The 21,269-nt window shown below is 62.4% G+C and carries 19 protein-coding genes and 1 tRNA gene; 9 read left to right on the top strand and 11 right to left on the bottom strand.

Going from position 1 to position 21,269, the window contains the following annotated elements:
* Positions 1 to 248: 248 nt before the first annotated feature.
* The 3 genes from M0D64_RS14945 to gloB all read right to left on the bottom strand — a co-directional run bounded on the left by M0D64_RS14945 (position 249) and on the right by gloB (position 4,335).
* Positions 249 to 1,490 carry a nitrate/nitrite transporter gene (locus tag M0D64_RS14945; RefSeq protein ID WP_266258258.1) on the bottom strand — a complete coding sequence of 414 codons (1,242 nt, stop codon included), beginning with the start codon at positions 1,488 to 1,490 and terminating at the stop codon, positions 249 to 251.
* A gap of 201 nt (positions 1,491 to 1,691) precedes the next feature.
* Positions 1,692 to 3,386 carry a transglycosylase SLT domain-containing protein gene (locus M0D64_RS14940; RefSeq protein ID WP_266258257.1) on the bottom strand — a complete coding sequence of 565 codons (1,695 nt, stop codon included), beginning with the start codon at positions 3,384 to 3,386 and terminating at the stop codon, positions 1,692 to 1,694.
* 157 nt (positions 3,387 to 3,543) lie between these two features.
* Positions 3,544 to 4,335, bottom strand: a complete 792-nt coding sequence (gloB, locus tag M0D64_RS14935) for a hydroxyacylglutathione hydrolase (protein ID WP_266258256.1) — start codon at positions 4,333 to 4,335, stop codon at positions 3,544 to 3,546.
* A gap of 19 nt (positions 4,336 to 4,354) precedes the next feature.
* On the opposite strand from gloB, the gene M0D64_RS14930 reads away from it, so the two are divergent.
* The 5 genes from M0D64_RS14930 to M0D64_RS14910 all read left to right on the top strand — a co-directional run bounded on the left by M0D64_RS14930 (position 4,355) and on the right by M0D64_RS14910 (position 9,003).
* Entirely contained in the window at positions 4,355 to 5,218 is an 864-nt protein-coding gene (locus M0D64_RS14930) for a class I SAM-dependent methyltransferase (protein ID WP_154565273.1), read from the top strand.
* A complete protein-coding gene (gene rnhA, locus M0D64_RS14925; RefSeq protein ID WP_093640388.1) occupies positions 5,215 to 5,661 on the top strand; it encodes a ribonuclease HI in 447 nt (148 codons plus the stop codon). Before M0D64_RS14930 ends, rnhA begins: the two co-directional genes overlap by 4 nt.
* A gap of 80 nt (positions 5,662 to 5,741) precedes the next feature.
* Positions 5,742 to 6,482, top strand: a complete 741-nt coding sequence (gene dnaQ / locus M0D64_RS14920) for a DNA polymerase III subunit epsilon (protein WP_266258255.1) — start codon at positions 5,742 to 5,744, stop codon at positions 6,480 to 6,482.
* Between the two features lie 48 nt (positions 6,483 to 6,530).
* Positions 6,531 to 6,605: transfer RNA gene (locus M0D64_RS14915), tRNA-Val, on the top strand.
* 520 nt (positions 6,606 to 7,125) lie between these two features.
* Complete coding sequence (locus M0D64_RS14910; protein ID WP_266258254.1) at positions 7,126 to 9,003, top strand: ABC transporter ATP-binding protein; 1,878 nt, start codon at positions 7,126 to 7,128, stop codon at positions 9,001 to 9,003.
* Positions 9,004 to 9,084: 81 nt separating this feature from the next.
* Here M0D64_RS14910 and M0D64_RS14905 read toward each other — a convergent pair whose 3' ends face one another.
* The 3 genes from M0D64_RS14905 to M0D64_RS14895 form a co-directional block, all read right to left on the bottom strand.
* Entirely contained in the window at positions 9,085 to 9,549 is a 465-nt protein-coding gene (locus M0D64_RS14905) for a DUF2214 family protein (protein ID WP_266258253.1), read from the bottom strand.
* 158 nt (positions 9,550 to 9,707) lie between these two features.
* Positions 9,708 to 10,562 carry a hypothetical protein gene (locus tag M0D64_RS14900; RefSeq protein ID WP_266258252.1) on the bottom strand — a complete coding sequence of 285 codons (855 nt, stop codon included), beginning with the start codon at positions 10,560 to 10,562 and terminating at the stop codon, positions 9,708 to 9,710.
* A 268-nt stretch (positions 10,563 to 10,830) separates the two neighbouring features.
* On the bottom strand, positions 10,831 to 11,895 hold the full coding sequence (locus M0D64_RS14895) for a glycosyltransferase family 4 protein (RefSeq protein WP_154565279.1): 1,065 nt from the start codon (positions 11,893 to 11,895) through the stop codon (positions 10,831 to 10,833).
* Positions 11,896 to 12,587: 692 nt separating this feature from the next.
* On the opposite strand from M0D64_RS14895, the gene M0D64_RS14890 reads away from it, so the two are divergent.
* Positions 12,588 to 14,423 carry an ABC transporter ATP-binding protein gene (locus M0D64_RS14890; protein WP_154565280.1) on the top strand — a complete coding sequence of 612 codons (1,836 nt, stop codon included), beginning with the start codon at positions 12,588 to 12,590 and terminating at the stop codon, positions 14,421 to 14,423.
* Positions 14,424 to 14,536: 113 nt separating this feature from the next.
* Here M0D64_RS14890 and otsA read toward each other — a convergent pair whose 3' ends face one another.
* Positions 14,537 to 15,997, bottom strand: coding sequence for an alpha,alpha-trehalose-phosphate synthase (UDP-forming) (otsA, locus tag M0D64_RS14885; RefSeq protein WP_266258251.1), 1,461 nt, complete (start codon positions 15,995 to 15,997; stop codon positions 14,537 to 14,539).
* Positions 15,998 to 16,064: 67 nt separating this feature from the next.
* On the bottom strand, positions 16,065 to 16,814 hold the full coding sequence (gene otsB / locus M0D64_RS14880; protein WP_266258249.1) for a trehalose-phosphatase: 750 nt from the start codon (positions 16,812 to 16,814) through the stop codon (positions 16,065 to 16,067).
* Between the two features lie 474 nt (positions 16,815 to 17,288).
* Here otsB and M0D64_RS14875 point away from each other — a divergent pair, with 474 nt between their 5' ends.
* From M0D64_RS14875 to M0D64_RS14865, 3 genes are read left to right on the top strand one after another with little or no spacing between them, the layout of a single operon-like run.
* Positions 17,289 to 17,858 (top strand): SCO family protein, encoded by a 570-nt coding sequence (locus M0D64_RS14875; protein WP_266258297.1) that lies wholly within the window; start codon positions 17,289 to 17,291, stop codon positions 17,856 to 17,858.
* Between the two features lie 18 nt (positions 17,859 to 17,876).
* On the top strand, positions 17,877 to 18,338 hold the full coding sequence (locus M0D64_RS14870; protein ID WP_054036246.1) for a copper chaperone PCu(A)C: 462 nt from the start codon (positions 17,877 to 17,879) through the stop codon (positions 18,336 to 18,338).
* Positions 18,339 to 18,347: 9 nt separating this feature from the next.
* Complete coding sequence (locus M0D64_RS14865; RefSeq protein ID WP_266258248.1) at positions 18,348 to 19,232, top strand: cytochrome c oxidase assembly protein; 885 nt, start codon at positions 18,348 to 18,350, stop codon at positions 19,230 to 19,232.
* 81 nt (positions 19,233 to 19,313) lie between these two features.
* Here the strand turns inward: M0D64_RS14865 and M0D64_RS14860 are convergent, their stop codons facing one another.
* From M0D64_RS14860 to M0D64_RS14850, 3 genes are all read right to left on the bottom strand, one after another.
* Positions 19,314 to 19,808, bottom strand: coding sequence for a GNAT family N-acetyltransferase (locus M0D64_RS14860; protein ID WP_266258247.1), 495 nt, complete (start codon positions 19,806 to 19,808; stop codon positions 19,314 to 19,316).
* Positions 19,809 to 20,035: 227 nt separating this feature from the next.
* Positions 20,036 to 20,794 carry a TraB/GumN family protein gene (locus M0D64_RS14855; RefSeq protein WP_266258246.1) on the bottom strand — a complete coding sequence of 253 codons (759 nt, stop codon included), beginning with the start codon at positions 20,792 to 20,794 and terminating at the stop codon, positions 20,036 to 20,038.
* Positions 20,795 to 20,841: 47 nt separating this feature from the next.
* Complete coding sequence (locus M0D64_RS14850) at positions 20,842 to 21,246, bottom strand: hypothetical protein (RefSeq protein WP_266258245.1); 405 nt, start codon at positions 21,244 to 21,246, stop codon at positions 20,842 to 20,844.
* Positions 21,247 to 21,269: the final 23 nt, after the last annotated feature.

Here is a 21,269-nt window from a genome sequence, read left to right as displayed (position 1 = left end):
GCGGATGAACGGTATGGGAGAGGTAGGCGCTAGGGTGCGGGTTGATAAGCTCAAACCTTGAAATTATAGCGTGAAACTACCCTTCCCTCCAAATCCGAGATGGGGAGCCGGCGTAGCAGAGCCTCCTCCCAAACGGGTCGAAGTCTTGCTGCACATGGCTCAGAAGCCGGTCGACAAAATTTGTGCGGGCCAGAATCGGGATAGAGCCGGCGAATATGACCCGACCCGGCGAACCATCCACAACGGCCTTAAACCGGCCGTCCAGCGCGCGCGTGCACCGGTTGAAGCCCTGTGCGGCCGGGCAATACGTACCAGATCGCGCTCAACAATTGCAGCGCCATCAAAATGCCCCAGGCGGTGAGATGCGCGGCGGCCGGATAATGTCCGCCACTGGCCGGCCAGTGCGACAGCACCGCGCCGACGCCGATCTGGAAGCCGAAAATCAGCAGAAAGATGATCAGTGTCAGGGTGGTGTTCACCCGGCCGATCATCTGCGCCGGGAAGTGCCGCGCCATCACCGCGTAGCTGAGAATCCCGGTACCGCCGAAGATCCCATACGCCGCCCACAGCAGGCTCGCGGGCAGCGGCGCATTGAACATGATCAGCAACTGGGTGACGACGAACAGCGCCATGCCGGTGCCGCAAAACACGTACAGCGAGACACCGCGCCGCTCGAGGCTGCGCGCGGCCGCGCCGAAGCCCACGCAGCCGGCCATCATCGCGAAGCCGAGAACCGATACGAGCGCGGCAGCTTCACGCGGCTCGAAGCCCTGCACGTCGCGCAACCAGGCGCCGACCCACAGCGATTGCATCGCGTAGAACACGCCTTGCGTGACGACCGAAAACGACGCGATCTTCCAGAATGCCGCGCTCTTCAAAATGTGCAAAGTGCCCTTGAACTGGGCCCCGAGACTTGCCTGGTGGTGGCTTTCTTTTGCGTCCGGCGCGAGGGTCCATTGCGCCACCGCAACCAGGACAGTCAGCAGGCCCAAGCCGACGCAGACGGCGCGCCAACTGGCGAAGCCCAGCACCCACGTGAGCGGAGACCCGACCATCACACCGCCGAAACCGCCAATCGCCATCACCAGCCCGTTCATCAGCGGCAACCGTGCCGACGCGAAATGCTGCGCCAACGCCTTGAAGGCGGCGCCGAGACACACGGACACGCCGACGCCGATCAGCAAACGCCCGACCATCATCGCGCCAACGCCGTGCGCCGCGCCGAACACCCAGATTCCCAGCGCGGCAAATAGCAGGGTGACCGCCGTCACCCGACGCGCGCCAAAGTGGTCGAGCAAGACGCCCGCCGGAATCTGCGCGCCCGCGAAGCCGAGGAAATACAGACTGGTGAGCAAACCGAGATCCGTGGCCGACAAGCCGAGATCGTGTGTGATGAAGGGCGCAAAGCCCAGATTGACGCCGCGAAACACGTACGAAACAAAGTAACCGGCGGAAAACAGCAGAAAGACGCGCAACTGGGTGGACGACATGAGCTTTGAAATGAGCGGCCGACAAGGCCTGAGCACGAACGATAAATGAAATGAGCGAAATTCGCCTGAATTGATCTGCAGAATGAAAAACGCCGTCACCCTAAGGTGACGGCGTCGGAATAACACGGTGCGTGATCGGAGCGCAATTCATGCGCTGCCCCCGCAACGCATGTGGTCACTACCGTGGAGCCGCTTTTTGGTCTACTTACCCTTCTTCGCGTTGGCCACGGTCTTCTGGCGGCTATCTGCCGCGGCCTTCGACGCCTTGCTGGACGTGGAAGCCGACACCTTCGTCATCTTGCCCTTGCTGGCGCCGGACGTTGTCGGCTTGCTCGCTTTATCCACCGGTTCAGACACCTTCACCACGGCGGAGCGGCCACGACCCTTTTTCTTATCGTAGCGCGAATCGTTCTTCGTGTCTGTGACACGGGTGCCGATCTTCTCGACGCCGCCGCCCTGCACGTCAGTCGCGATGCGCTCCGGACCCGGTTCGCTCGGCATCGCCTTGCCGACCGGCACGTGCAGCACGATCACCTGGCCGCGCGAAACCTGATCGCGATGCGTGTGATTCCATGCCTTCAATTGACCGATCGAGACGCCGTAACGCACTGCGATGGCGGCCATGGATTGATTGCGGCGCACCCGGATCAGCATCTTGCGGGTGTCGGGGACATCGGGCTCCATGGCGAGCACGGCGCTTTCGGCAACGTCGGCGCTGATGTCTTCGTCGTCGTCCGAACCACGCGGCACCACGATTGTGGAACCCGGTTTCAAACGCATGCCGGCCGGAATCTTGTTCACTTCCATCAGCGTGTCGGCATCGACACCGATCTTTTGCGCGATCGCCGCCGGCGCCGAGCGCTCCGTGACCGTGTACGTGGTCCAGGACGACAGCGAGCCGGAATAGGCCTTCAGATTACGTTCGAAGGCGCTGGCGTTATCGAACGGCAGCAGGATTTGCGGCTGCGTGGCGCCGAGAATCACCGGCTTCCTGAACGACGGGTTCAGCGAGCGGAATTCGTCTGGCGACAGATTCGCGAGTTTTGCCGCCATGTCCACGTCGATGTCGTGCGAGGTCGTGACCGTCACGAAATACGGGTGATTTGGAATCGACGGCAGCGTGAGCCCGTACATCTGGGGGTTCATCACGATGTTCTTCACCGCCTGCAACTTGGGCACGTAGTTGCGCGTCTCGTTCGGCATGCGCAGGCTGAGGTAGTCGGAGGGCAGCCCCGCCGCTTCGTTGCGCGCGATCGCGCGCTGCACGTTGCCCTCACCCCAGTTGTACGCGGCGAGCGCCAGTTGCCAGTCGCCGAACATGTCATGCAGACGCGACAGGTAGTCGAGCGCGGCGCTGGTCGAAGCCAGCACGTCGCGGCGCTCGTCCTGCCACATGTTCTGCTTGAGGTTGTAGGTGCGGCCTGTGCCCGGCATGAACTGCCACATGCCGGCGGCCTTCGCCACCGACAACGCCTGCGGGCTATACGCGGATTCGATGAACGGCAGCAAGGCAAGCTCGGTCGGCATATTGCGCGCTTCGAGCTCTTCGACGATGTGGTACAGGTATTTCTGCGAGCGCTCGGTCATGCGCTGCACGTAATCCGGACGCTGCGCATACCAGTTGACCTGCATGTCGACGAGGTCGGTTTGCAGATCCGGCATTTGAAAACCACGGCGAATACGGCCCCACAAATCGGCGTCCGCGCTCGTCAGTTGACTGACCGAGCCTTGATCGACGTTGATCGTCTCTTTGGCGGTGGCTGTCTTGCGAAGGGCGTCGGCTACGGCTTGCTGGCTGGCGGGGTTTGTTGCGGTGGTAGGGCTATTCGTCGCCGGTCCCTGACTCGCGCAAGCGGCGAGTGTCAGGACCAACAACGCACTAAAGATAAATCGCATGAACGTCTCGGCTTCCACAAGGGCTGGAATTTGCAGCCGATAGTACGAAACGGCAACGTTTACGTCAATCGGAAAATTACGAAAAAAATCAAGGAAATCTTAGGCTTGGCGAATTTTTGCGATTCTTCGCGTGAGGAACACCCCGATGCTCAACGGGTCAACGGAAGCGGTTTTTCCATTCGCGCATCAGCGTAAATGCGGTCAAACGATCGGACACTTTTTCGTGCAACTGCTCTTGCAAGGTAGCGCGAATCGCCGGACTGTCGGCGCGCAAAAACGGATTCACGGCGCGTTCGTGGGCGATGGTGGTGGGCAGCGTCGGCACATGGCGCGCGCGCAATTCGCTCGCCGTGTCGCGCCAGGCTTGCAGTTCGGCGTTGCCTGGCTCGCAGGCGAGCGCGAAGCGGATGTTCGACAAGGTGTACTCGTGGGCGCAGTGAACCTCGGTCGCGCCGGGCAGCGCGGCCAGCGCATCCAGCGACGCCAGCATCTGCGTGGGCGTGCCTTCGAACAAGCGGCCGCAGCCACACGCGAACAGCGTGTCGCCACAAAACACGTGCGGCGTGCCGCGCGGATCGGCCGCCTGGAAATAGGCAATGTGGCCGCTCGTATGCCCGGGCACGTCGAGTACGCTGAATTCGAGTGCGGGGGCCGCAATCGTCACGTGATCGCCGTTTTTGAGACGATGCGTGAGATGCTGGATCGCCTCACCAGCGGGGCCGTACACGGGAACGGCCTGGCCGTTCAGCAGATCGGCCACCCCACCGACATGGTCTTGGTGATGGTGCGTGAGTAAAATAGCGCTCAGCCGCCAACCCCGTTTCGCCAGATATGCGCGCACGGGGGCGGCCTCACCCGGATCGACGACCACCGCATGATGCCCGTCGGAAACGACCCAGATGTAATTGTCTTCAAACGCCGGGACCGGTACGTACTCGAGCGCATTCATAGGTGACGCATTCTCTGATATGACTGATCGAGCAATTATAGACTGGCCTGCCTGGACCGATTCACCACCCGGCCGCTACGTACTCGAGTGGGAACAGACCCAGCTCGATCGCGTGGTGTCCGACGTGTTCGGTTACCATGCGCTGCAACTCGGCCTGCCGCAGCTCGACGCCCTGCGCGAGAACCGCATGCCCTGCCGCGGGCTCGTGCTCGACGCAGCGAGCGGCGCGAGTGCGCCCTACACTTTTCCGCGCGGCCTCGGGCGCGCCGGGAATGGCTCGGGCAAGGGCATGGGTAACAGCGCCGCGCAAGGTCTGCCCGCGGGTTTGCCTGCGCCCGCTGGACGCAGCGCTGTCTGGTGCGATCTGCTCGACTTGCCGTTCGAAGCACAAAGCGTCGACCTGATCGTGATGCCGCATACACTGGAATTCACGAGCGACCCGCACCGGCTGCTGCGCGAAGCGGAACGCGTGCTGATGCCTGAAGGCCAGTTGATCATTCTCGGCTTCAATTCGCTGTCGCTATGGGGCGCGCGCCAATCGGTCGGCAAGATGACGGGCCGGCCGTTCGTGCCCGCCGCAGTTGACCTGATCGCCTTCACGCGCCTGAAAGACTGGATCAAATTGCTGGGTTTCGACCTTGAACGCGGGCGCTTCGGCTGCTATCGTCCGCCGCTCGGCAGCGAACAATGGCTGTCCCGCTATGGCTTCATGGAAGCCGCCGGCGACCGCTGGTGGCCGATTTTCGGCGCCACCTACATGATCAAGGCGATCAAGCGCGTGCGCGGCATGCGCCTCGTCGGTCCGCTGAAAGTGAAGAAACCTGTCCTCGCCGCGGGCCTCGCACCCGCCGCCACTCCGAACACACGCAACCACACTCAATGACTCCCGACATCATCGATATTTATACCGACGGCGCCTGCAAGGGCAACCCCGGCCCCGGCGGCTGGGGCGCGCTGCTGCGCTTCGGCGACCAGGAAAAAGAACTGTTCGGCGGTGAGCCCAACACCACCAACAATCGCATGGAACTGATGGGCGTGATCGGCGCGCTCGAGGCGCTCAAGCGTCCCTGCAAGGCCGTCGTGCATACCGACTCGCAGTACGTGCAGAAAGGCATCAGCGAATGGATTCACGGCTGGAAGAAAAAAGGCTGGATCACCGCCGCGAAGCAGCCGGTGAAGAACGCCGATCTCTGGAAGCGGCTCGATGCGCTCGTCGCGCAGCACGAAATTGAATGGCGCTGGGTGCGCGGTCACAACGGCCACCCGGAAAACGAACGCGCGGATCAACTGGCCAATCGCGGCGTCGCGTCACTCGCGGAGATGTGATGCGTGTTGTGATGCCCGCGGCGACACCCACGCGCGCGCCCTTCTTTTTCGCTGATTTTTTTAGAGCAGGCTAATCCGACATGCGTCAACTCATCCTCGATACCGAAACCACCGGCCTGAATGCACGAACCGGCGACCGGATCCTTGAACTCGGTTGCGTCGAAATGGTGAACCGCCGGCTCACGGGCAACAACCTGCATTTCTACATCAACCCGGAACGCGAAAGCGATCCGGGCGCTTTGGCCGTTCACGGGCTGACCACCGAGTTCCTGAGCGACAAGCCAAAGTTCGCCGAGATTGCCGATCAGATTCGCGACTTCATTCAGGACGCGGAACTGATCATTCACAACGCGCCGTTCGACATCGGCTTTCTCGATGCCGAATTTGCGTTGCTGGGTTTGCCGCCGGTGAAAACCTACTGCGGCGAGATCATCGATACGCTCGCGCGCGCCAAGCAGATGTTCCCGGGCAAGCGCAATTCGCTCGACGCGCTGTGCGACCGCTTCGGCATCAGCAACGCACACCGCACCTTGCACGGCGCACTGCTCGACTCGGAACTGCTTGCCGAGGTTTACCTGGCAATGACGCGCGGCCAGGAGAGCCTCGTTATCGACATGCTCGGCGATTCGCACGGCGGCGGCGATGCGAGCGCACCGCGCATCGCGATCGATTCGCTGAATCTGGTCGTGATCGCCGCGAGCGACGACGAAGTCGCCGAACATCAGGCCGTGCTCGACGGTCTCGACAAAGCGGTCAAAGGCACGAGCGTGTGGCGTCTCGAACCGGCTCCGGCTGCGGCCGCGGATGAGCAAACCACTTAAAAAGTACTAGACGAGTCGAAAAATCCCTGACATAATTCGGCTCTCTTCGGGTGGTTAGCTCAGCGGTAGAGCACTGCCTTCACACGGCAGGGGTCACAGGTTCAATCCCTGTACCACCCACCAGATTCGCTGGTTCCCGAAGAACCGCAAGAGAAAGCCCTTAGACGAAAGTCGAGGGCTTTTTTGTTTTTGCTTCCGCTTGATTCTGTTTGTTTCCAGGCATGCGCGCGCCGGATTGATCACGTGTGTGTGCGTTGATACGCATCTACATCTGCGCCCGCTCCGCTTCGAAGTCAACACCGAACTTTTCGTACGATTGCGGCCGCGAAATACTGCTGATATAGTCAGTTTTCGGGCACTCGCCCCGTCCATTCCTTCACTTCATTCGACTACAGGGAGGCGTCACATGTTCGCAGTGCATATCGCTCTCCCTGGGATGGCTTCACGACCGTTCTCGCGACCTTAAGTTTGTCGCGTTGTCGCTCACGCGGTTCTGCCTGACCAGGCGTCCCGCGCAAATTCCAGACAGTCCGTAGTCTCATTGCCGGCATTGCTGTCAACACAGCGCGGCTCGCTTGACTGTCTCTTCCTTTCGCTTCTGACTGGAACCTCGGTGCGCTCGCGCGCCATCGGGTCGTGGCAAATGACTAGAAAAAAACTCGACTTTCGTGGACAAGCCTTCAAGGACGTCCTTGGCTTCACCTTCCGTCACTGGGCCAAACAGCCCTGGCGCATCTTCGTCATTGCGGCGCTGGTGCTGCTCTCGGCATTGGCCGACGTACTAACGCCGATGTTCGCCGGGCGGCTCGTCGACGCGATCGCATCCGGCTCCGCCGGCGACGCCGTCGCGTGGCACGCGGCGATCACGGCCTTCTGCGTGCTGGGTGCGCTCGGGCTCGGCGCCACACTGCTTCGCCAGGGCGTGTTCTTCAACCTTATCAGGCTGACGCTCAAGATGATGAGCGAGATCGCCGGGAACGCTTTTCATCGCGTGCAACGCTTTTCGACGGACTGGCACGCCAACAGCTTCGCCGGATCCACCGTGCGCAAGATCACGCGCGGCATGTGGGCGCTCGATCTGCTCAACGACACGTTGCTGGTCGCGCTGCTGCCGTCGCTGGTCATGCTGGTCGGCGCAACGGTGCTGCTCGGCTGGCGCTGGCCGATGATGGGCGCGGTCGTCGGTATCGGTTCGGTGCTCTATATCGCGGCGACCGTGGCCCTGTCGCTCGGCTTCGTTGCGCCCGCCGCGCGCCTCGCTAACGCGTGGGACACGCGCATGGGCGGCGCCCTCGCCGACGCAGTCAGCTGCAATGGCGTGGTGAAAGCGTTCGGCGCCGAAGCGCGCGAAGAAGCCCTGCTCGAGCGTGTGATCGTCAAGTGGCGTCATCGCACGCGCCGCACGTGGATTCGCGGCACGATCAACGGCGGCGTGCAGGGCAGCATGCTGGTGGCGATCCAGGCCGCCATTCTCGGCGCCGCGTTGCTGTTGTGGGTGCGCGGCGAAGCAAGCGTCGGCGACATCACGTTCGCGCTGACGATGTTCTTCATGCTGCAAGGCTATCTGCGCGACGTGGGCATGCACATCCGCAACCTGCAGCGTTCGGTCAACGACATGGAAGAACTGGTGTCGCTCGAGAGCCAGCCGCTTGGTATCGAAGACCGCCCCGGCGCAGGCCCAATCGCGATCGGCAAAGGCGAAATTCGCTTCGAGCACGTTACCTTCCACTACGGTGCGAAAGCCACGCCGCTCTACGACAACTTCTCCGTGCGCATCGCGCCGGGAGAACGCGTCGGACTGGTCGGGCACTCGGGTTCGGGGAAGACGACTTTCATCAAGCTGATCCAGCGGCTCTACGACATTTCGGAAGGCCGGATCACGATCGACGGTCAGGATATCGCCCGTGTGCGGCAGGCGTCGTTGCGCAGCCAGATCGCCATCGTTCAGCAGGAGCCGGTGCTGTTCCACCGCTCGCTGGCGGAGAACATCGCCTATGCACGGCCCGGCGCGAGCCGTGCCGAGATCGAACGCGCCGCGAAGCTTGCCAGTGCGCACGGCTTTATCGCGGCGCTGCCCCAAGGTTACGACACGCTGGTGGGCGAACGCGGCATCAAGCTCTCGGGTGGCGAACGTCAGCGTGTAGCGATTGCGCGGGCGTTTCTCGCGGACGCGCCGATCCTGATTCTGGACGAAGCGACCTCGAGCCTCGACAGCGAAAGCGAAGTGCTGATCCAGCAGGCCATGGAACGGCTGATGATGGGCCGCACGACGCTGGTGGTGGCGCACCGTCTGTCCACCGTGCGAGCGCTGGACAGACTGCTGGTGCTGGACAAGGGCAAGGTCATCGAGGAAGGTAGTCACGAGGCGTTGATCAGACTCGAGAACGGCTTGTACAGGCGCTTGTTCGAACGTCAGGCGCTGGAGTTGATCAAGGGTCTCGGCGATTCTGAGGTCACGCACAAGACCAATGCCGCAAAGGCGAATCGACGCGATGATTCGGACTTGCTAGTCGAGAAGTAAATTGCGAAGAAGCGTGCGGGACGTCCTGCAGAAGCCGCCGTAACAGGCGTTTTCTGCAGGCTTACGCACACTTACCCACACCTACACCACGCCCGCAGGCAGCCCGATGCCGCGCGCCATGCCGGTCGCCGCGAACACCATCAACACCAGCAGCACGGTCTGGATCACACTGAAACGCGCATAAGTACGCGCCTTTCGCAAATCAGGCGTTGTGCCTTTTCTGATACTTGCGCGCCAGCGCATCAGGCCGAGCATCGTCGGGACTTCGAAAATGAGTATCAGCACGAGCAGCGTCATCTTCAAGTGAAAGAGCGGCTCATGCAGGTAGTAGTCGGCGCCCTTTTCGAAACCGCCGAAGGCGCGCATCAGACCGGTGACGATCAGCACCAAAGCCGAAAGACCCCACCGCGAGTCGGAGCGGAATACGGATCGCAGCGCAGCAGGCACGCTGGCTCGCCGCAATGACCAGGTGCGCCGAAGAATCGACGCGAGGGCAAAGCCATAAGCAAGTAGATGAAGGGCGGCAAGCAACCAGCGAACCAGCATAGCGACTCCTGCAAACGACGCAATACGATCGATGTATCTCTCACTCGCCCACCGAAACGCCGGGCGGCACTTTTTCTTACATGTCTTATTATCGACTACCGCACTTTACGATGTCTGCTTCGCCCGCGTGTTGTAGCTGACTGTCCGGAGCGACAGTTTCAGACTTGCCGCAACGATGTGTCGAGCGCTCGCGCGGCGACCCGATCGCCCTCGGTAGTCAGCGCGGCGCGGAACACGGTTTGCCGATTGTGTCCCGCCGCAGCCGGCGAATCCCACAGCAATTCGATTTTCGGACGTCGGCCGAAGCCGCTGCGCACCAGCGCAGGCGCGCCGACCGTACCGAGCGGCGCTGCAGGTCGACCCGCTTCACCGGCAACACCGAACGCCACCGCCGGGGCAGGCGCCGGCGGCGCGCCCATGCCTGGCGCCGCCGCCCAGCGCACGGACAATTCGCGAGCGTCGTACTGCCCCACCTTGCGACGCTCGGCCCAGACGACCACCGTGCGCGTGGCCGGATCGAGCGAGACCGCATAGCGGCCGATTGCAAAGCGCCGCGCAGCGATATTGGTTCGCCACAGCGCGCGCGGCCGGCAAATCCACACCACCGCCGCATACAACGCCGGTGCCGCCAACAGCCAGCCGTTGGTGGCCGCCACCGCCTGCGCGGCGCGGCGCCAACCGGCGCTCGCCGCAAATGCGCCGACCGACCAGACAGCAAACAGGAATCCGAGGAAAGCAAACAGACGCACCGCCTGCCGCAACCATTGCGGCAGCGGATGCAACGGGCGCTCGGCCACGGCGCGGGCGCCCGGCAGGAAGATCAGCAGGAACAGGAACACCAGGTTGATACACGCCCACGGCGAGGACACCATCGCCGACAACGACGCGCCCAGGTCCATCTGCGCCATCGAAAAGAGCCAGCGAGTGAGGAGCACGAGACCGATGGCGCGCAGCGCGAAAATCATTCCGGCGCCGGGCGCCGCGTTCGCACGCGTCTCTTTCGTTCTCGCCAAAGCATCCTCCTGTCGTCGACGGCGCCGCAGCCAGATTTGCGGCACGGCCATTATAGGGATATTACCGAGACAGGCTCATGCTTGCCGGTCCCAAAACCGTACTTTCTGCCGCATACGCGCAAAATCGCGGCGCGCATGCAACAACGCCCCGCAGGCGAGATGCACGCGGGGCGTTGCTGGGGCAGCCGGACCATCGATCACTGGGCGCCGAAAGCGCGCGCCCGGCCAGCCGGTCCGGCTGCTTTTACGTACCGTACTTAGCTGGCGCTCAACTGGCGTTCACTTCGCGCAGCACCGTGCGATGCTTCTGACGCAGCAGCTCTTCGTAGGTGGCAACGTAGTTCTTCGCCATAACCTTCGACGAGAAGCGCGCTTCGAATGCCTTGCGCACTCCGGTGCGCGGCAGCGTGTGCAGACGCTTCACTGCGGCGACCGCGCTGATTTCGTCTTCGACGACGAAACCCGACACGCCGTTTTCGATCACTTCCGGCACCGAACCACGGTTGAACGCGATCACCGGCGTACCGCAAGCCATTGCTTCGATCATCACCAGACCGAAGGGCTCCGGCCAGTCGATCGGGAACACAAGTGCATGCGCGTTGCCGAGGAACTCACGCTTTTCGGTTTCGCCGATTTCGCCAATGTATTCGACGTGCGGGAGCGCCATCAGCGGCTTGATCACTTCTTCGTAATAGGCACGATCGGCCTTGTCGATCTTGGCGGCGACCTTGAGCTTCATGCCTGCCTGGCCGGCGATGCGGATCGCACGGTCGAGACCCTTCTCCGGCGAGACGCGGCCAAGGAATGCGAGGTAGCCCGGCTCGACGTCCTTGATCGGCGTGAGCACGTTTTCCGGCAGCCCGTGATAAACGGTTTGCAGCCAGTTCGCCTGTTGCAGCGGGATGCGCTGGTTGTCCGAAATCGACACCACCGGCACGTCGCTGAACGTGTTGAAGATCGGCTGCAGTTCCGGCAGATCGAGACGGCCGTGCAGCGTGGTCAGGAACGGCACCGGCTGGCGGGCGAACAGCGAGAACGGGTAGTAGTCGATGTGGAAATGCAGCACGTCGAATTCGTCCGCGCGGCGGCGCACTTCTTCCAGCAGCAGCATGTGCGGCGCCATCACGTCGCGGATGGTCGGGTCGAGGCGCAGCGCCTGCGGCCAGAACGCTTCGAGCTTCGCCGAGGTTTGCGAATCGCCGCTTGCGAAAAGCGTGACGTCATGGCCCTGTTCAACCAGCGCTTCGGTCAGGTAGGACACCACACGTTCCGTCCCGCCGTAAAGCTTGGGAGGAACCGCCTCGTGCAAGGGAGCGATTTGAGCGATTCGCATAATGAAGAACTCCTCGTAAAAAATCAGGCAAAAGTACTGCGTTTGGTAAAAGCGATTCGCTTGCTCGCCAGGGCAGTCTGGCCGGATATGCCGGCGCGGGCCTGATTCTTTCGAGAAATCCTGCGATGGATCGCTTGGGTAGTGAGCCCAGATCAGCAGTTCGCTGTCTGCGCATGTGCCGGTAAACGCACACATGGCACCTACGTTGACAAACTGTCAGATATTTCGGTGGGCTAGCAGAGCATGCATTATCAATGCCGGGGATCTCGCTGCACCACAACATTTCAAAGTCTTTACGTTGTTACAAAGGCGAAACACTTTACAAACCCTTGTTTTATAAGACAGTTCTACAGTAGCAACTGGCTTGCAACGCTGACCCGAAGACGGCCGCTGTAAGCTCCTGTGTCAACTTTGCCGGCAGGCATTGAAGAAATGCCGCACCGCAGTTGAATGCAATTTGTAATTATATCCCGAAATATTCCGCAGCCTGCGTGAACCACCGCCCGATCGGCGGGTCGAGCAACAGTAGGTCGCGGTCGTCTATCGCGAAATCAGTCGCGCCATAGCCCGGATACACAGGGCGCAATCGCTTTTGCATGTTTACAATGCGAAGCATCGGCTTCGCGGCGAGCGCTTTTGCTGTGGCCCATGCCTTGCATGCACAACCTGAACCACACCGACCTCACGATCAATTGGAACACTTAACCATCGCCCAGCGTAATGCCCAGAACGCAAAGCTTGCAAGCTATGCGCACAGGCCGCTTGCGTTTCTTTTCCGCTTTATTCGCCGCCATCCGCTCGCGCACGCGATCGTCCTGTGCAGCGTGTTCGCGGCCGTGGGCTGTGCGCTCGCTTCGCAATACGCGATCAAGCATCTGATCGATGTGCTCGGCGAAGGCCGGCATCATCCCGGTCCGCTGTGGGGCGCGTTCGCCATCCTGGTTGGCCTGATTGCCGCCGACAACCTGTTGTGGCGGGTCGGCGGATGGGTGGCTGCGCACACCTTCGTGGCCGTAACTGGCGACCTGCGGCGCGATTTGTTCCAGTATTTAAGCGGCCACTCGCCGACCTACTACTCGGAGAAACAGCCCGGCATGCTGGCGAGCCGCATCACGGCAACCTCGAACGCGGTCTACACCGCCGAGAACACCACCGCCTGGAACGTGCTGCCGCCGTGTATCGCCGTGCTCGGCGCGATCGTCATGATCACCGCCGTGAATCCGCTGATGGCGGGCGGCCTGATGCTGTGTTCGGCCATTCTGTCGGTCGTGCTTTACAAACTTGCCGGGCGTGGCTCGGCGCGACATCACCATTTCGCCACGAAAGCAGCGTCGGTGGACGGTGAGCTGGTCGACGTGATCAGCAACATGGGCCTCGTGCGCGCCTTCGGCATGACGTTTCGCGAGCAGCAGCGTTTCGGCGCGACTGTCAAAGCGGAAATGGAAGCGCGCCAGCAGAGCCTGCTGTATCTGGAAAAGCTGCGCCTGCTGCATGCGGTGATCACCGCGCTGCTGTCGGCAGGCTTGCTGGGCTGGGCGCTGTGGCTGTGGGATCAAGGCCGTGCGACCTCCGGCGACATCGTGCTGGTCAGCTCGCTCGGCTTCACGATTCTGCACGGCACGCGTGATCTGGCCGTAGCGCTGGTCGACGTCACGCAGCACGTCGCGCGGCTCGCGGAAGCCGTTCGCACCCTGCTCGAGCCGCACGGCATGCCGGACCGCGACGGCGCCACCGAACTCGTGCCGCAAGGCGGCCGGGTCGATTTCGAAGGCGTGACGTTCGCCTACCCGCGCCGCCGGCCGATTCTCGATCACTTCGACCTGCATATCGAGCCGGGCCAGCGGGTCGGCCTGATCGGCAAGTCGGGCGCGGGCAAATCCACCGTGCTGGCGCTGCTGCAGCGTTTCTACGAGACGCAGGGCGGCGCCATCAAGATCGACGGCCAGGACATTGCTGCGATCACCCAGGACAGCCTGCGCCACACAATCGCGCTGGTGCCGCAGGATATTTCCCTGTTCCATCGCACGGTGTACGAAAACATCGCTTACGGCCGCCCTGAAGCGACCCGGGAAGAAGTGGTCGCCGCCGCGCGCGAAGCCCGCTGCAGCGATTTCATCGAAGCCATGCCGGAAGGGTTCGACACGATCGTCGGCGACCGCGGTGTCAAGCTCTCCGGCGGACAGCGCCAGCGCATCGCGATTGCGCGCGCAATCCTGAAGAACGCGCCGATCCTGCTGCTCGACGAAGCCACCTCGGCGCTCGATAGCGCATCGGAAGAAGCGATTCAGAAGGCGCTCGACCGGTTAATGGTGGGCCGTACGGTGATCGCGATCGCGCACCGGTTGTCGACACTGAACAACTTCGACCGGATCATCGTGATGAGCCAAGGCAAGGTCATCGACGACGGCAGTCCGGAAGAGTTGCGCCAGCGGCCGGGCCTGTATCGCGATCTGCTTTCGAAGCAGTACGGCAAGGGCACCACGCTGCATGTCGGCGGCAAGAAGGTGGACGAACAGCACGTGGTCTAGTCAACACACCGCCTTCTGCTGCTTCAGCAACACCCGCAGCAATAAACAAAAAAGCCGCTTTCGTGCGGCTTTTTTGTTTTCCAAAGGCGCTTCTAATCGGGCCCGAAAACCACCTATCCGACCGTAGTTTCGCGCGCCGTCTTCTTGCCCGATCCGGCACGCACCTTCACGGTTCTGGTGCTCTTCGCACCATCGACGCTCTGAAGATCGCGCATGAAGTTGTCGCGCCACACCGATACGTTGTTCTCGCGCAATTGCACCATCATGTCGCGATGACGCGCCTGGCGCTCCACAAGCGGCATCTCCAGCGCTCTCGCCAACGCCTCGGCCATACCGTCGATGTCGACCGGATTCACGATCAGCGCACCATCCAGTTCCTGCGCGGCGCCGGCAAAGCGTGACAGCACGAGCACGCCCGGATTGTCCGGATCCTGTGCCGACACATACTCCTTGGCGACGAGATTCATGCCGTCGCGCAAGGGCGTGACATAGCCGACATGCGCCGTGCGAAACAGCGCAGCCAGCACCGAGCGCTCGTACTGCTTATGGATGTACAGGATTGGTGTCCAGTCCAGTTCGGCAAAGCGGCCGTTGATGCGCCCCGACTCCCCTTCGAGCTGCAGGCGGATGTCCTGGTACGCGTGCATGTCGGCGCGCGTCGGCGGTGCGATTTGCAGGAACGACACCTGGTTGCGTTGCGCGGTGAAATGTTCCAGCAAGCGCTCGAACGCGCGGAAACGTTCGACCAGCCCCTTCGAATAATCGAGGCGGTCCACGCTCATGATCAGCTTGCGCGAATGCAGCGCCGTCTTCATCGTGCGCACCGGTTTGCCACGCTCGCCCGCTTTCGCGAGCCCGGCGATTTCGTCCGGATAGACGCCGATCGGATACGCCGCCGCGCGCAAGGTGCGGCCGAACGCATGGACGGTCAGCGGTCCGCTGGCTGACACGTCGACCGTGCCGTTCGCCTCATTGACGATGTAGTCGCAGAACGCCCGCAAATCCGGCGCGGTCTGGAAACCGAGCAGATCGAACGAGCACAGCGCTTCGACCAGCTCGCGATGCGGCGGTACCGCCAGCAATACCTGCGACGCCGGAAACGGAATATGCAGGAAAAAGCCGATGCGATTTTTCACGCCGGCCGCACGCAACGCCTGGGCGAACGGAATCAGGTGATAGTCGTGGACCCAGATCACGTCGTCTTCGCGCAATAGCGGGACCAGTTGCTGAGCGAGCCACGCGTTGACGCGGCAGTAGCCTTCGAAGTCGTGCCGGTCGTATTGCAGCAGATCGGCGCGATAGTGGAACGCGGGCCACAGCGTGGCGTTCGAGAAACCGCGGTAGTACTGGTCGTAGTCGCGGCGCATCAGCGCGATGGTCGCGAAGGTCACCGGTCCGCGCTCTTCCACCTTGATCTGCGGCTGGCCCGAGCTCAGCACATCGCCGCTCCAGCCAAACCACATGCCGCCGGTTTCCTTCAGCGCGTCATACACGCCGACCGCCAGGCCGCCCGCCGCCGGGCCGCCCTCCGAGATCGGCGCAACCCGGTTCGATACGATGATCAGTCGGCTCATGAAGCGCGATTCCCGATGCAGTAAGTCATGGTCGTTAGGGGATGGGGCGCCACCGGCGGTGTCAAGATCACGCTCCGCGCGCGGTCGCGACAATCGATTCCAGCCAGTCGAGCAGCGCCGTGACCGACTCGATGCGCGTATGTGCCATCGTGTCTCCCGCACCCACCTTGATCGACAGGCCGCCGCGCTCGTTGACGACAGCAAAGCCTTTCTCGTCGGTCAGATCGTCGCCGGCAAACACCGGCGTGCGGCCCACGAACGGCGGCTCTTCCAGAAACGCGCGCATCGCGCGGCCCTTGTCGACGTCCTTCGGCTTGATTTCGTAGACCATCTTGCCCGGCTGCAGCACATACGAGCCGGGATAATCGGCCACCAGCCGCTCAGTCGCCTCGCGCGCCACCGGTTCGCGGTCGGGCGCGTTGCGGTAGTGCAGCGCGAGCGCCGCGCCTTTGATCTCGAGCAGCATGCCGGGATGTTCGTTGACGACCTGCGCGAGCACCTGCTCCATGCGCAACAGGCGTTCGTCGTGAAAACCGATGCGCTGTGTGTCGCCGTTCGCGTCGCGCCGCTCGGCGCCATGCAGACCGGCAATCGGCAGATCGGGCATGCCGAGAAAACCGTCGATGCTGTCGATACCGCGGCCCGACACGATCGCGACCGCGCCATTCGTGAGACTGCGCAACTCGCTCAGCAACACGATCACGCGCGGTTGCACCAGCACGCCGTCCGGCGTGGGCGCGAGCTCGACGAGCGTGCCATCGAAGTCGAAGAAAAATGCCGTCTCACCAGGAGACAGAACAGCCGGAAGTGCTTGCATCGGTTAATTTTGCCTTTCAGCCTTCTGCGGCCGGAAAAGTGTGCGCATCTTACCGCGCATCCGTCAATTTTTCGAGAAAGTAAGCCGGGACACAAGCCTGGCCGGGTAGCGCAGCCGGCGCTGCTCACGATTGCGTTCAAAAAGAGAACAATCGGGCTTCAGCGAGCTTTCAGCCGCCTGCGTCAAATTGCCTCGCAAACCGCGCGCCCGCGGGCGCTGCGCGACGTCTTTGGAGATTTTGCGATACAGTCGCTGCCACACAGACCATTGCAGCGACAACCCTATTTGCACACCATGACGGGCCGCCCGCCTGGCACGAACCAACCGAGTCCGTTTACGGGCAGCGTCAGGCGCCGCTCTTCAATCGAGTCATTGAACCCTGCTTTGTTCCCCATCCTCTCGTCCCGCCACCAACAGTCGAACCGCTTAACGCCACGCCAGCCGTGGCCCGGGCGCCTGGTCGCGTTGACCGTCATGGTGGGCGCGCTCGGTGCGCTAGCCGGCTGCACACATCCCGCCGAACCGTTCCAGTTGACCAACGTGACCGGCCACTTGCCGGATCTCGATTTCACCCTAACTGGCGACGACGGCCGCACCGTAACCGGTGATTCGTTCAAAGGCCGCACCTCGCTCGTCTACTTTGGTTATACGCATTGTCCGGACGTCTGCCCAGAAACGATGGGTCGCCTGATGCAGGTGCTCGGCAAACTCGGCCCGGACGCGCAAAAAGTGCGCATCCTGTTCATCACCGTCGATCCGGCACGCGACACGCCCAAAGCGCTGCATGATTACGTCGGCGCCTTCGACTCGCAGCACGCCGAGGGCCTGACCGGTACCGACTGGCAGATCGAGTCGCTCGCCAAGCGTTACCGGGTCGCCTATCAGATGGAAAAGCGCGACCCCAACGGCAACTACGAAGTCACCCATAGCTCGGCCTGCTACGTGTTCGATCCGCAAGGCCACGCGCGCCTGCTCGCCACCGATCACGATACTCCCGATGCTATCGCACAAGACCTGCGCCGCATCGTTGATGACCGCTCCTGACCTTTCCCGAGTTCACCCATGTCGATCAAGATCAAAACGTTCGCCGCACTGAGCTGCACGCTCGCCCTCTCATTCGGTTTCGCATCGGCCGCGCATGCCGCCGGTGCCAATGCGATCAGCGTCAAAGACGCGTGGGTGCGCTGGCTGCCGAACAACCTCCCCGCCGCCGGCTACGTGACGCTGGTGAACGCGAGCGACAAGCCGGTCGACCTCGTCGATATTTCCAGCAACGACTACGGCGATGCGATGCTGCATCAAACCGTATCGAACGGCTCGACGCAAAAGATGGTGATGGTCGACAAGCTGACAGTGCCCGCGCACGGCCAGGTGGCAATTGCGCCGGGCGGCTATCACGTGATGCTCGAAGACGCGAAGCACAAGGTCGCACCAGGTGACACCGTGCATCTGACGCTGAAGTTCTCCGACGGCGAAACGCTCGATACGCCGTTCGCCGTCAAGTCGCCCGCCCAGACCAAGTAACGTCCCGCGATGAACCTGCTCTACTGGCTCGACCCCTGGGAGTTTTCGCCGACCGTCGTCATCGCCTTGCTGGTGCCGGCGATTCTTTTCGTGCGCGGCGCGCACAAGGCGAAGGTGTCGATTCGCCGGCGCATTTCCTTCTGGTTCGGGTTGGTCGCGTTGTATGTCGCGCTGCATACGCGGCTCGATTATTTCTTCGAGCATGAGTTCTTCATGCATCGCGCGCAGCATCTGGTGCTGCATCACCTCGGGCCGTTCTTTATCGCCCTCTCGTATCCGGGCGCCGCGTTGCGTGCGGGCATTCCATTCAGCTGGCGGCAGCGCTTCGTGCGGCCGGCGCTTGAGACTCCGGTAGTACGCAAGCTGCTCGACGTGGTGATGCATCCGGTAGTCGCCGTCACGTTGTTCGTCGGGTTGATCTACTTCTGGCTGATGTCGCCAATTCATTTCGTGGCGATGCTCGACTGGCGGCTCTATCGCGTGATGAACTGGAGCATGGTGATCGACGGGCTGCTGTTCTGGTGGCTCGTGCTCGATCCGCGTCCTGCGCCGCCGGCGCGTTTGTCGCCCGGCAAGCGCGTACTGGTGGTGATTGCTGCGATTCCGCCGCAGATCATGCTCGGCGCATTTATCTTCTTTACGCCGCGCGAGCTCTATCCGATCTACTCGATCTGCGGCCGCGCCTTCACGTGGCTGAGCCCGATGCGCGATCAGCAAATCGGCGGGCTGTTGCTGTGGATTCCGGGCTCGATGATGAGCGTGATCGGCGCGCTGTTGGCGTTGCGTCACTGGATGCGGCTGTCGGCACGCGGACGTCTGCGCGGCGAGCGGCACGTTAAGGCGACGCAAGGCTTGACGCAGCCCGCGTCGGTGCCTGCGAGCAGCCAGCGCTGAGCATTTCGAATCGATTGAAGTCGTCGCGGCGTTTGAAGCCGGTCGGCGCATGCGCACCGAGTCCGATTGCGACCCGGTTTTTTAAGCCGAACGCATCCACACGTGCGGGATGCCGTCCTCTTCGTGAATCTCCGACACCGGCGTAAAGCCAAACGCCCCGTAGAAGCCTTGCAGATGCGCCTGCGCATGCAAACGGATCGGCGTACCCGGCCACTGCGCCCGGATGTGCGCGAGTGAGCGTTCGAGCATCGCGTTGCCGACGCCGATGCCGCGGAATTCCGCCGTGCTCAGTACGCGGCCGATGCGGATATCGGTGTCGTCGACGTCCGGCAACAGCACGCGCAGATAGCCCGCGAGCGGCGGCTTCTTTTCACCGGGGCCAAAGGCAAACAGGTGCCAGGCATCTGAATCGAGCCCGTCGATATCGCCATACAAGCAGTTCTGCTCGATGACGAACACCGCGCTGCGCGCGGCCAGCATCGCGTAGACTTCGGCGGCCGTGAGGTCTTCGAACGCTTTCCAGCGCCATTCGAGTTGCGCCAGTCGCGTGGCGGCAGTTTGCAGCGGTTCGGTCATGGAGAGGCTTCAAAAAGAGGTGCGCCTGGAAGGGGCAGCGGCAATGCGAAATTATGCCGCGTGGGGCGATCTGAGGCTACGTCGCGCCGATATTGGCGAGTTCGTCGGCGGACCCACACACGCCTGCTGCATTCAGCCGCCATGCGCCCGATCGCACCCCCGTTACGCCACGCATTCAGGACGCTTCGCGGTCAATCGCGTTGATGCGGCCGCCAGCCGCAATCCTGCTACGCGCTTGCAAAAACCGGCTCGACGGGCTGTGCGAGACAGTCGATCAGGTTACCGGGTCCGCACAAATGCAGCGCGCCCACCACCACCAAAGTCCGCTCCGGCCGCCCGAGCAGCGCCGTCACACGCGCCGCCCACGCGCGATTGCGCGCATCGAGAATGGCGTGGCGGATGCCGGGGAGATTGAACATCGGCGACTCGACAGCGATCTGATGCACGGCTTCCAGATCGCCATGCAGCCACGCGGTGTGCATCCGCTCGAGCGTGCGCTGCGGTTCGTCGAGATCGGACATCAGCATGCCGAGCGCGGTGCCAACTGCTTCAAGCGAAATCGATTCGAGCGACGCCGCCACCTCCTGCGCGGTCTCGAGATACTGGTACGGTTTGGCTTGCGTGAGCGCCGAGCGCAGCATGCGCGGCTCGACACCTTCGACGACCTGCTGGAATAGCGTCGGCGCGACGATCAACGCGGCCCACGGACGCAGATCGACGAGCGGCGCCAACGGACCCTCGACGGGCCACACAGCTTGCAGCCGATTCCAGGCATCGGCGGATAGCAAAGGCTGCAGTTGATCGGCACCGCCCTGCGGGGGAGCCTTCAGAAACGGCAGGATCGTCGGCGGATCGGATTCGAAGACCAGCGATTCGGCCCAGTCATACGCTTCGGCGATCCACGGCGGCGTTCTGCGACTCGTCGCCGGAAACAGATGCATCGAGCCGAGCAGACGGACGTTGGTGCCGGTGAGTTGTAGGTACATGCAGCCTCGTGTAGACGGGCAATTGCGCAAAGCGGCAATCGGGCAATTCAATCAGCGGCGCGCAGCGCGGCGGCCCGGCTCGCGGCCCCTCGCCACGCGGTCCGCACCGTGAACGCGACGAACAGCAGGAAAGCGATCTGCGAAACGTACAGGTCCATGCGGATCGGATGATGCAGCGCGAACCATGAATTGTGCACCACGTCTGTCACGATGACAGCGACACAGAGGATCAGCCCTGCTCTCGGACTCAACAGTAATAACAGAACCGTGAGCGGGTTGATAAAGAGCAGTGACGTCCAGTAGATTTGTGTCAGCGGCGCCGCGCCGCCGTAGTCCCACCAGAGCCCATGGACCAAAGCCGCTTGCAGATGCGCCCAGGTGGCGCCGCACAGACATAGCGCGTAGATCAGGCGCAAATAGAAGGAGCGGCGTTCGATATCCTGGATGCGCATGATGTCGATGAGGGAGCGTTGGA

Origin of the sequence: Paraburkholderia sp. WS6 (genome assembly GCF_030464835.1) — a bacterium.
Taxonomy (GTDB): Bacteria; Pseudomonadota; Gammaproteobacteria; order Burkholderiales; family Burkholderiaceae; genus Paraburkholderia; species Paraburkholderia madseniana.
Note: the sequence above shows the minus strand (reverse complement) of the source record. Positions and strands in the feature narration are given on the sequence as shown.

Excerpts from the sequence above, each read along its gene's own strand:
- M0D64_RS14910 (WP_266258254.1), top strand. The coding sequence starts at position 7,126 with ATGACTAGAAAAAAACTCGACTTTCGTGGACAAGCCTTCAAGGACGTC.
- M0D64_RS14930 (WP_154565273.1), top strand. The coding sequence starts at position 4,355 with ATGACTGATCGAGCAATTATAGACTGGCCTGCCTGGACCGATTCACCA.
- M0D64_RS14870 (WP_054036246.1), top strand. The coding sequence starts at position 17,877 with ATGTCGATCAAGATCAAAACGTTCGCCGCACTGAGCTGCACGCTCGCC.
- M0D64_RS14895 (WP_154565279.1), bottom strand. The coding sequence starts at position 11,895 with ATGCGAATCGCTCAAATCGCTCCCTTGCACGAGGCGGTTCCTCCCAAG.
- rnhA (WP_093640388.1), top strand. The coding sequence starts at position 5,215 with ATGACTCCCGACATCATCGATATTTATACCGACGGCGCCTGCAAGGGC.
- M0D64_RS14875 (WP_266258297.1), top strand. The coding sequence starts at position 17,289 with ATGGTGGGCGCGCTCGGTGCGCTAGCCGGCTGCACACATCCCGCCGAA.
- M0D64_RS14945 (WP_266258258.1), bottom strand. The coding sequence starts at position 1,490 with ATGTCGTCCACCCAGTTGCGCGTCTTTCTGCTGTTTTCCGCCGGTTAC.
- M0D64_RS14860 (WP_266258247.1), bottom strand. The coding sequence starts at position 19,808 with ATGACCGAACCGCTGCAAACTGCCGCCACGCGACTGGCGCAACTCGAA.
- dnaQ (WP_266258255.1), top strand. The coding sequence starts at position 5,742 with ATGCGTCAACTCATCCTCGATACCGAAACCACCGGCCTGAATGCACGA.
- M0D64_RS14855 (WP_266258246.1), bottom strand. The coding sequence starts at position 20,794 with ATGTACCTACAACTCACCGGCACCAACGTCCGTCTGCTCGGCTCGATG.
- gloB (WP_266258256.1), bottom strand. The coding sequence starts at position 4,335 with ATGAATGCGCTCGAGTACGTACCGGTCCCGGCGTTTGAAGACAATTAC.
- M0D64_RS14865 (WP_266258248.1), top strand. The coding sequence starts at position 18,348 with ATGAACCTGCTCTACTGGCTCGACCCCTGGGAGTTTTCGCCGACCGTC.
- otsB (WP_266258249.1), bottom strand. The coding sequence starts at position 16,814 with ATGCAAGCACTTCCGGCTGTTCTGTCTCCTGGTGAGACGGCATTTTTC.
- M0D64_RS14940 (WP_266258257.1), bottom strand. The coding sequence starts at position 3,386 with ATGCGATTTATCTTTAGTGCGTTGTTGGTCCTGACACTCGCCGCTTGC.
- otsA (WP_266258251.1), bottom strand. The coding sequence starts at position 15,997 with ATGAGCCGACTGATCATCGTATCGAACCGGGTTGCGCCGATCTCGGAG.
- M0D64_RS14905 (WP_266258253.1), bottom strand. The coding sequence starts at position 9,549 with ATGCTGGTTCGCTGGTTGCTTGCCGCCCTTCATCTACTTGCTTATGGC.
- M0D64_RS14850 (WP_266258245.1), bottom strand. The coding sequence starts at position 21,246 with ATGCGCATCCAGGATATCGAACGCCGCTCCTTCTATTTGCGCCTGATC.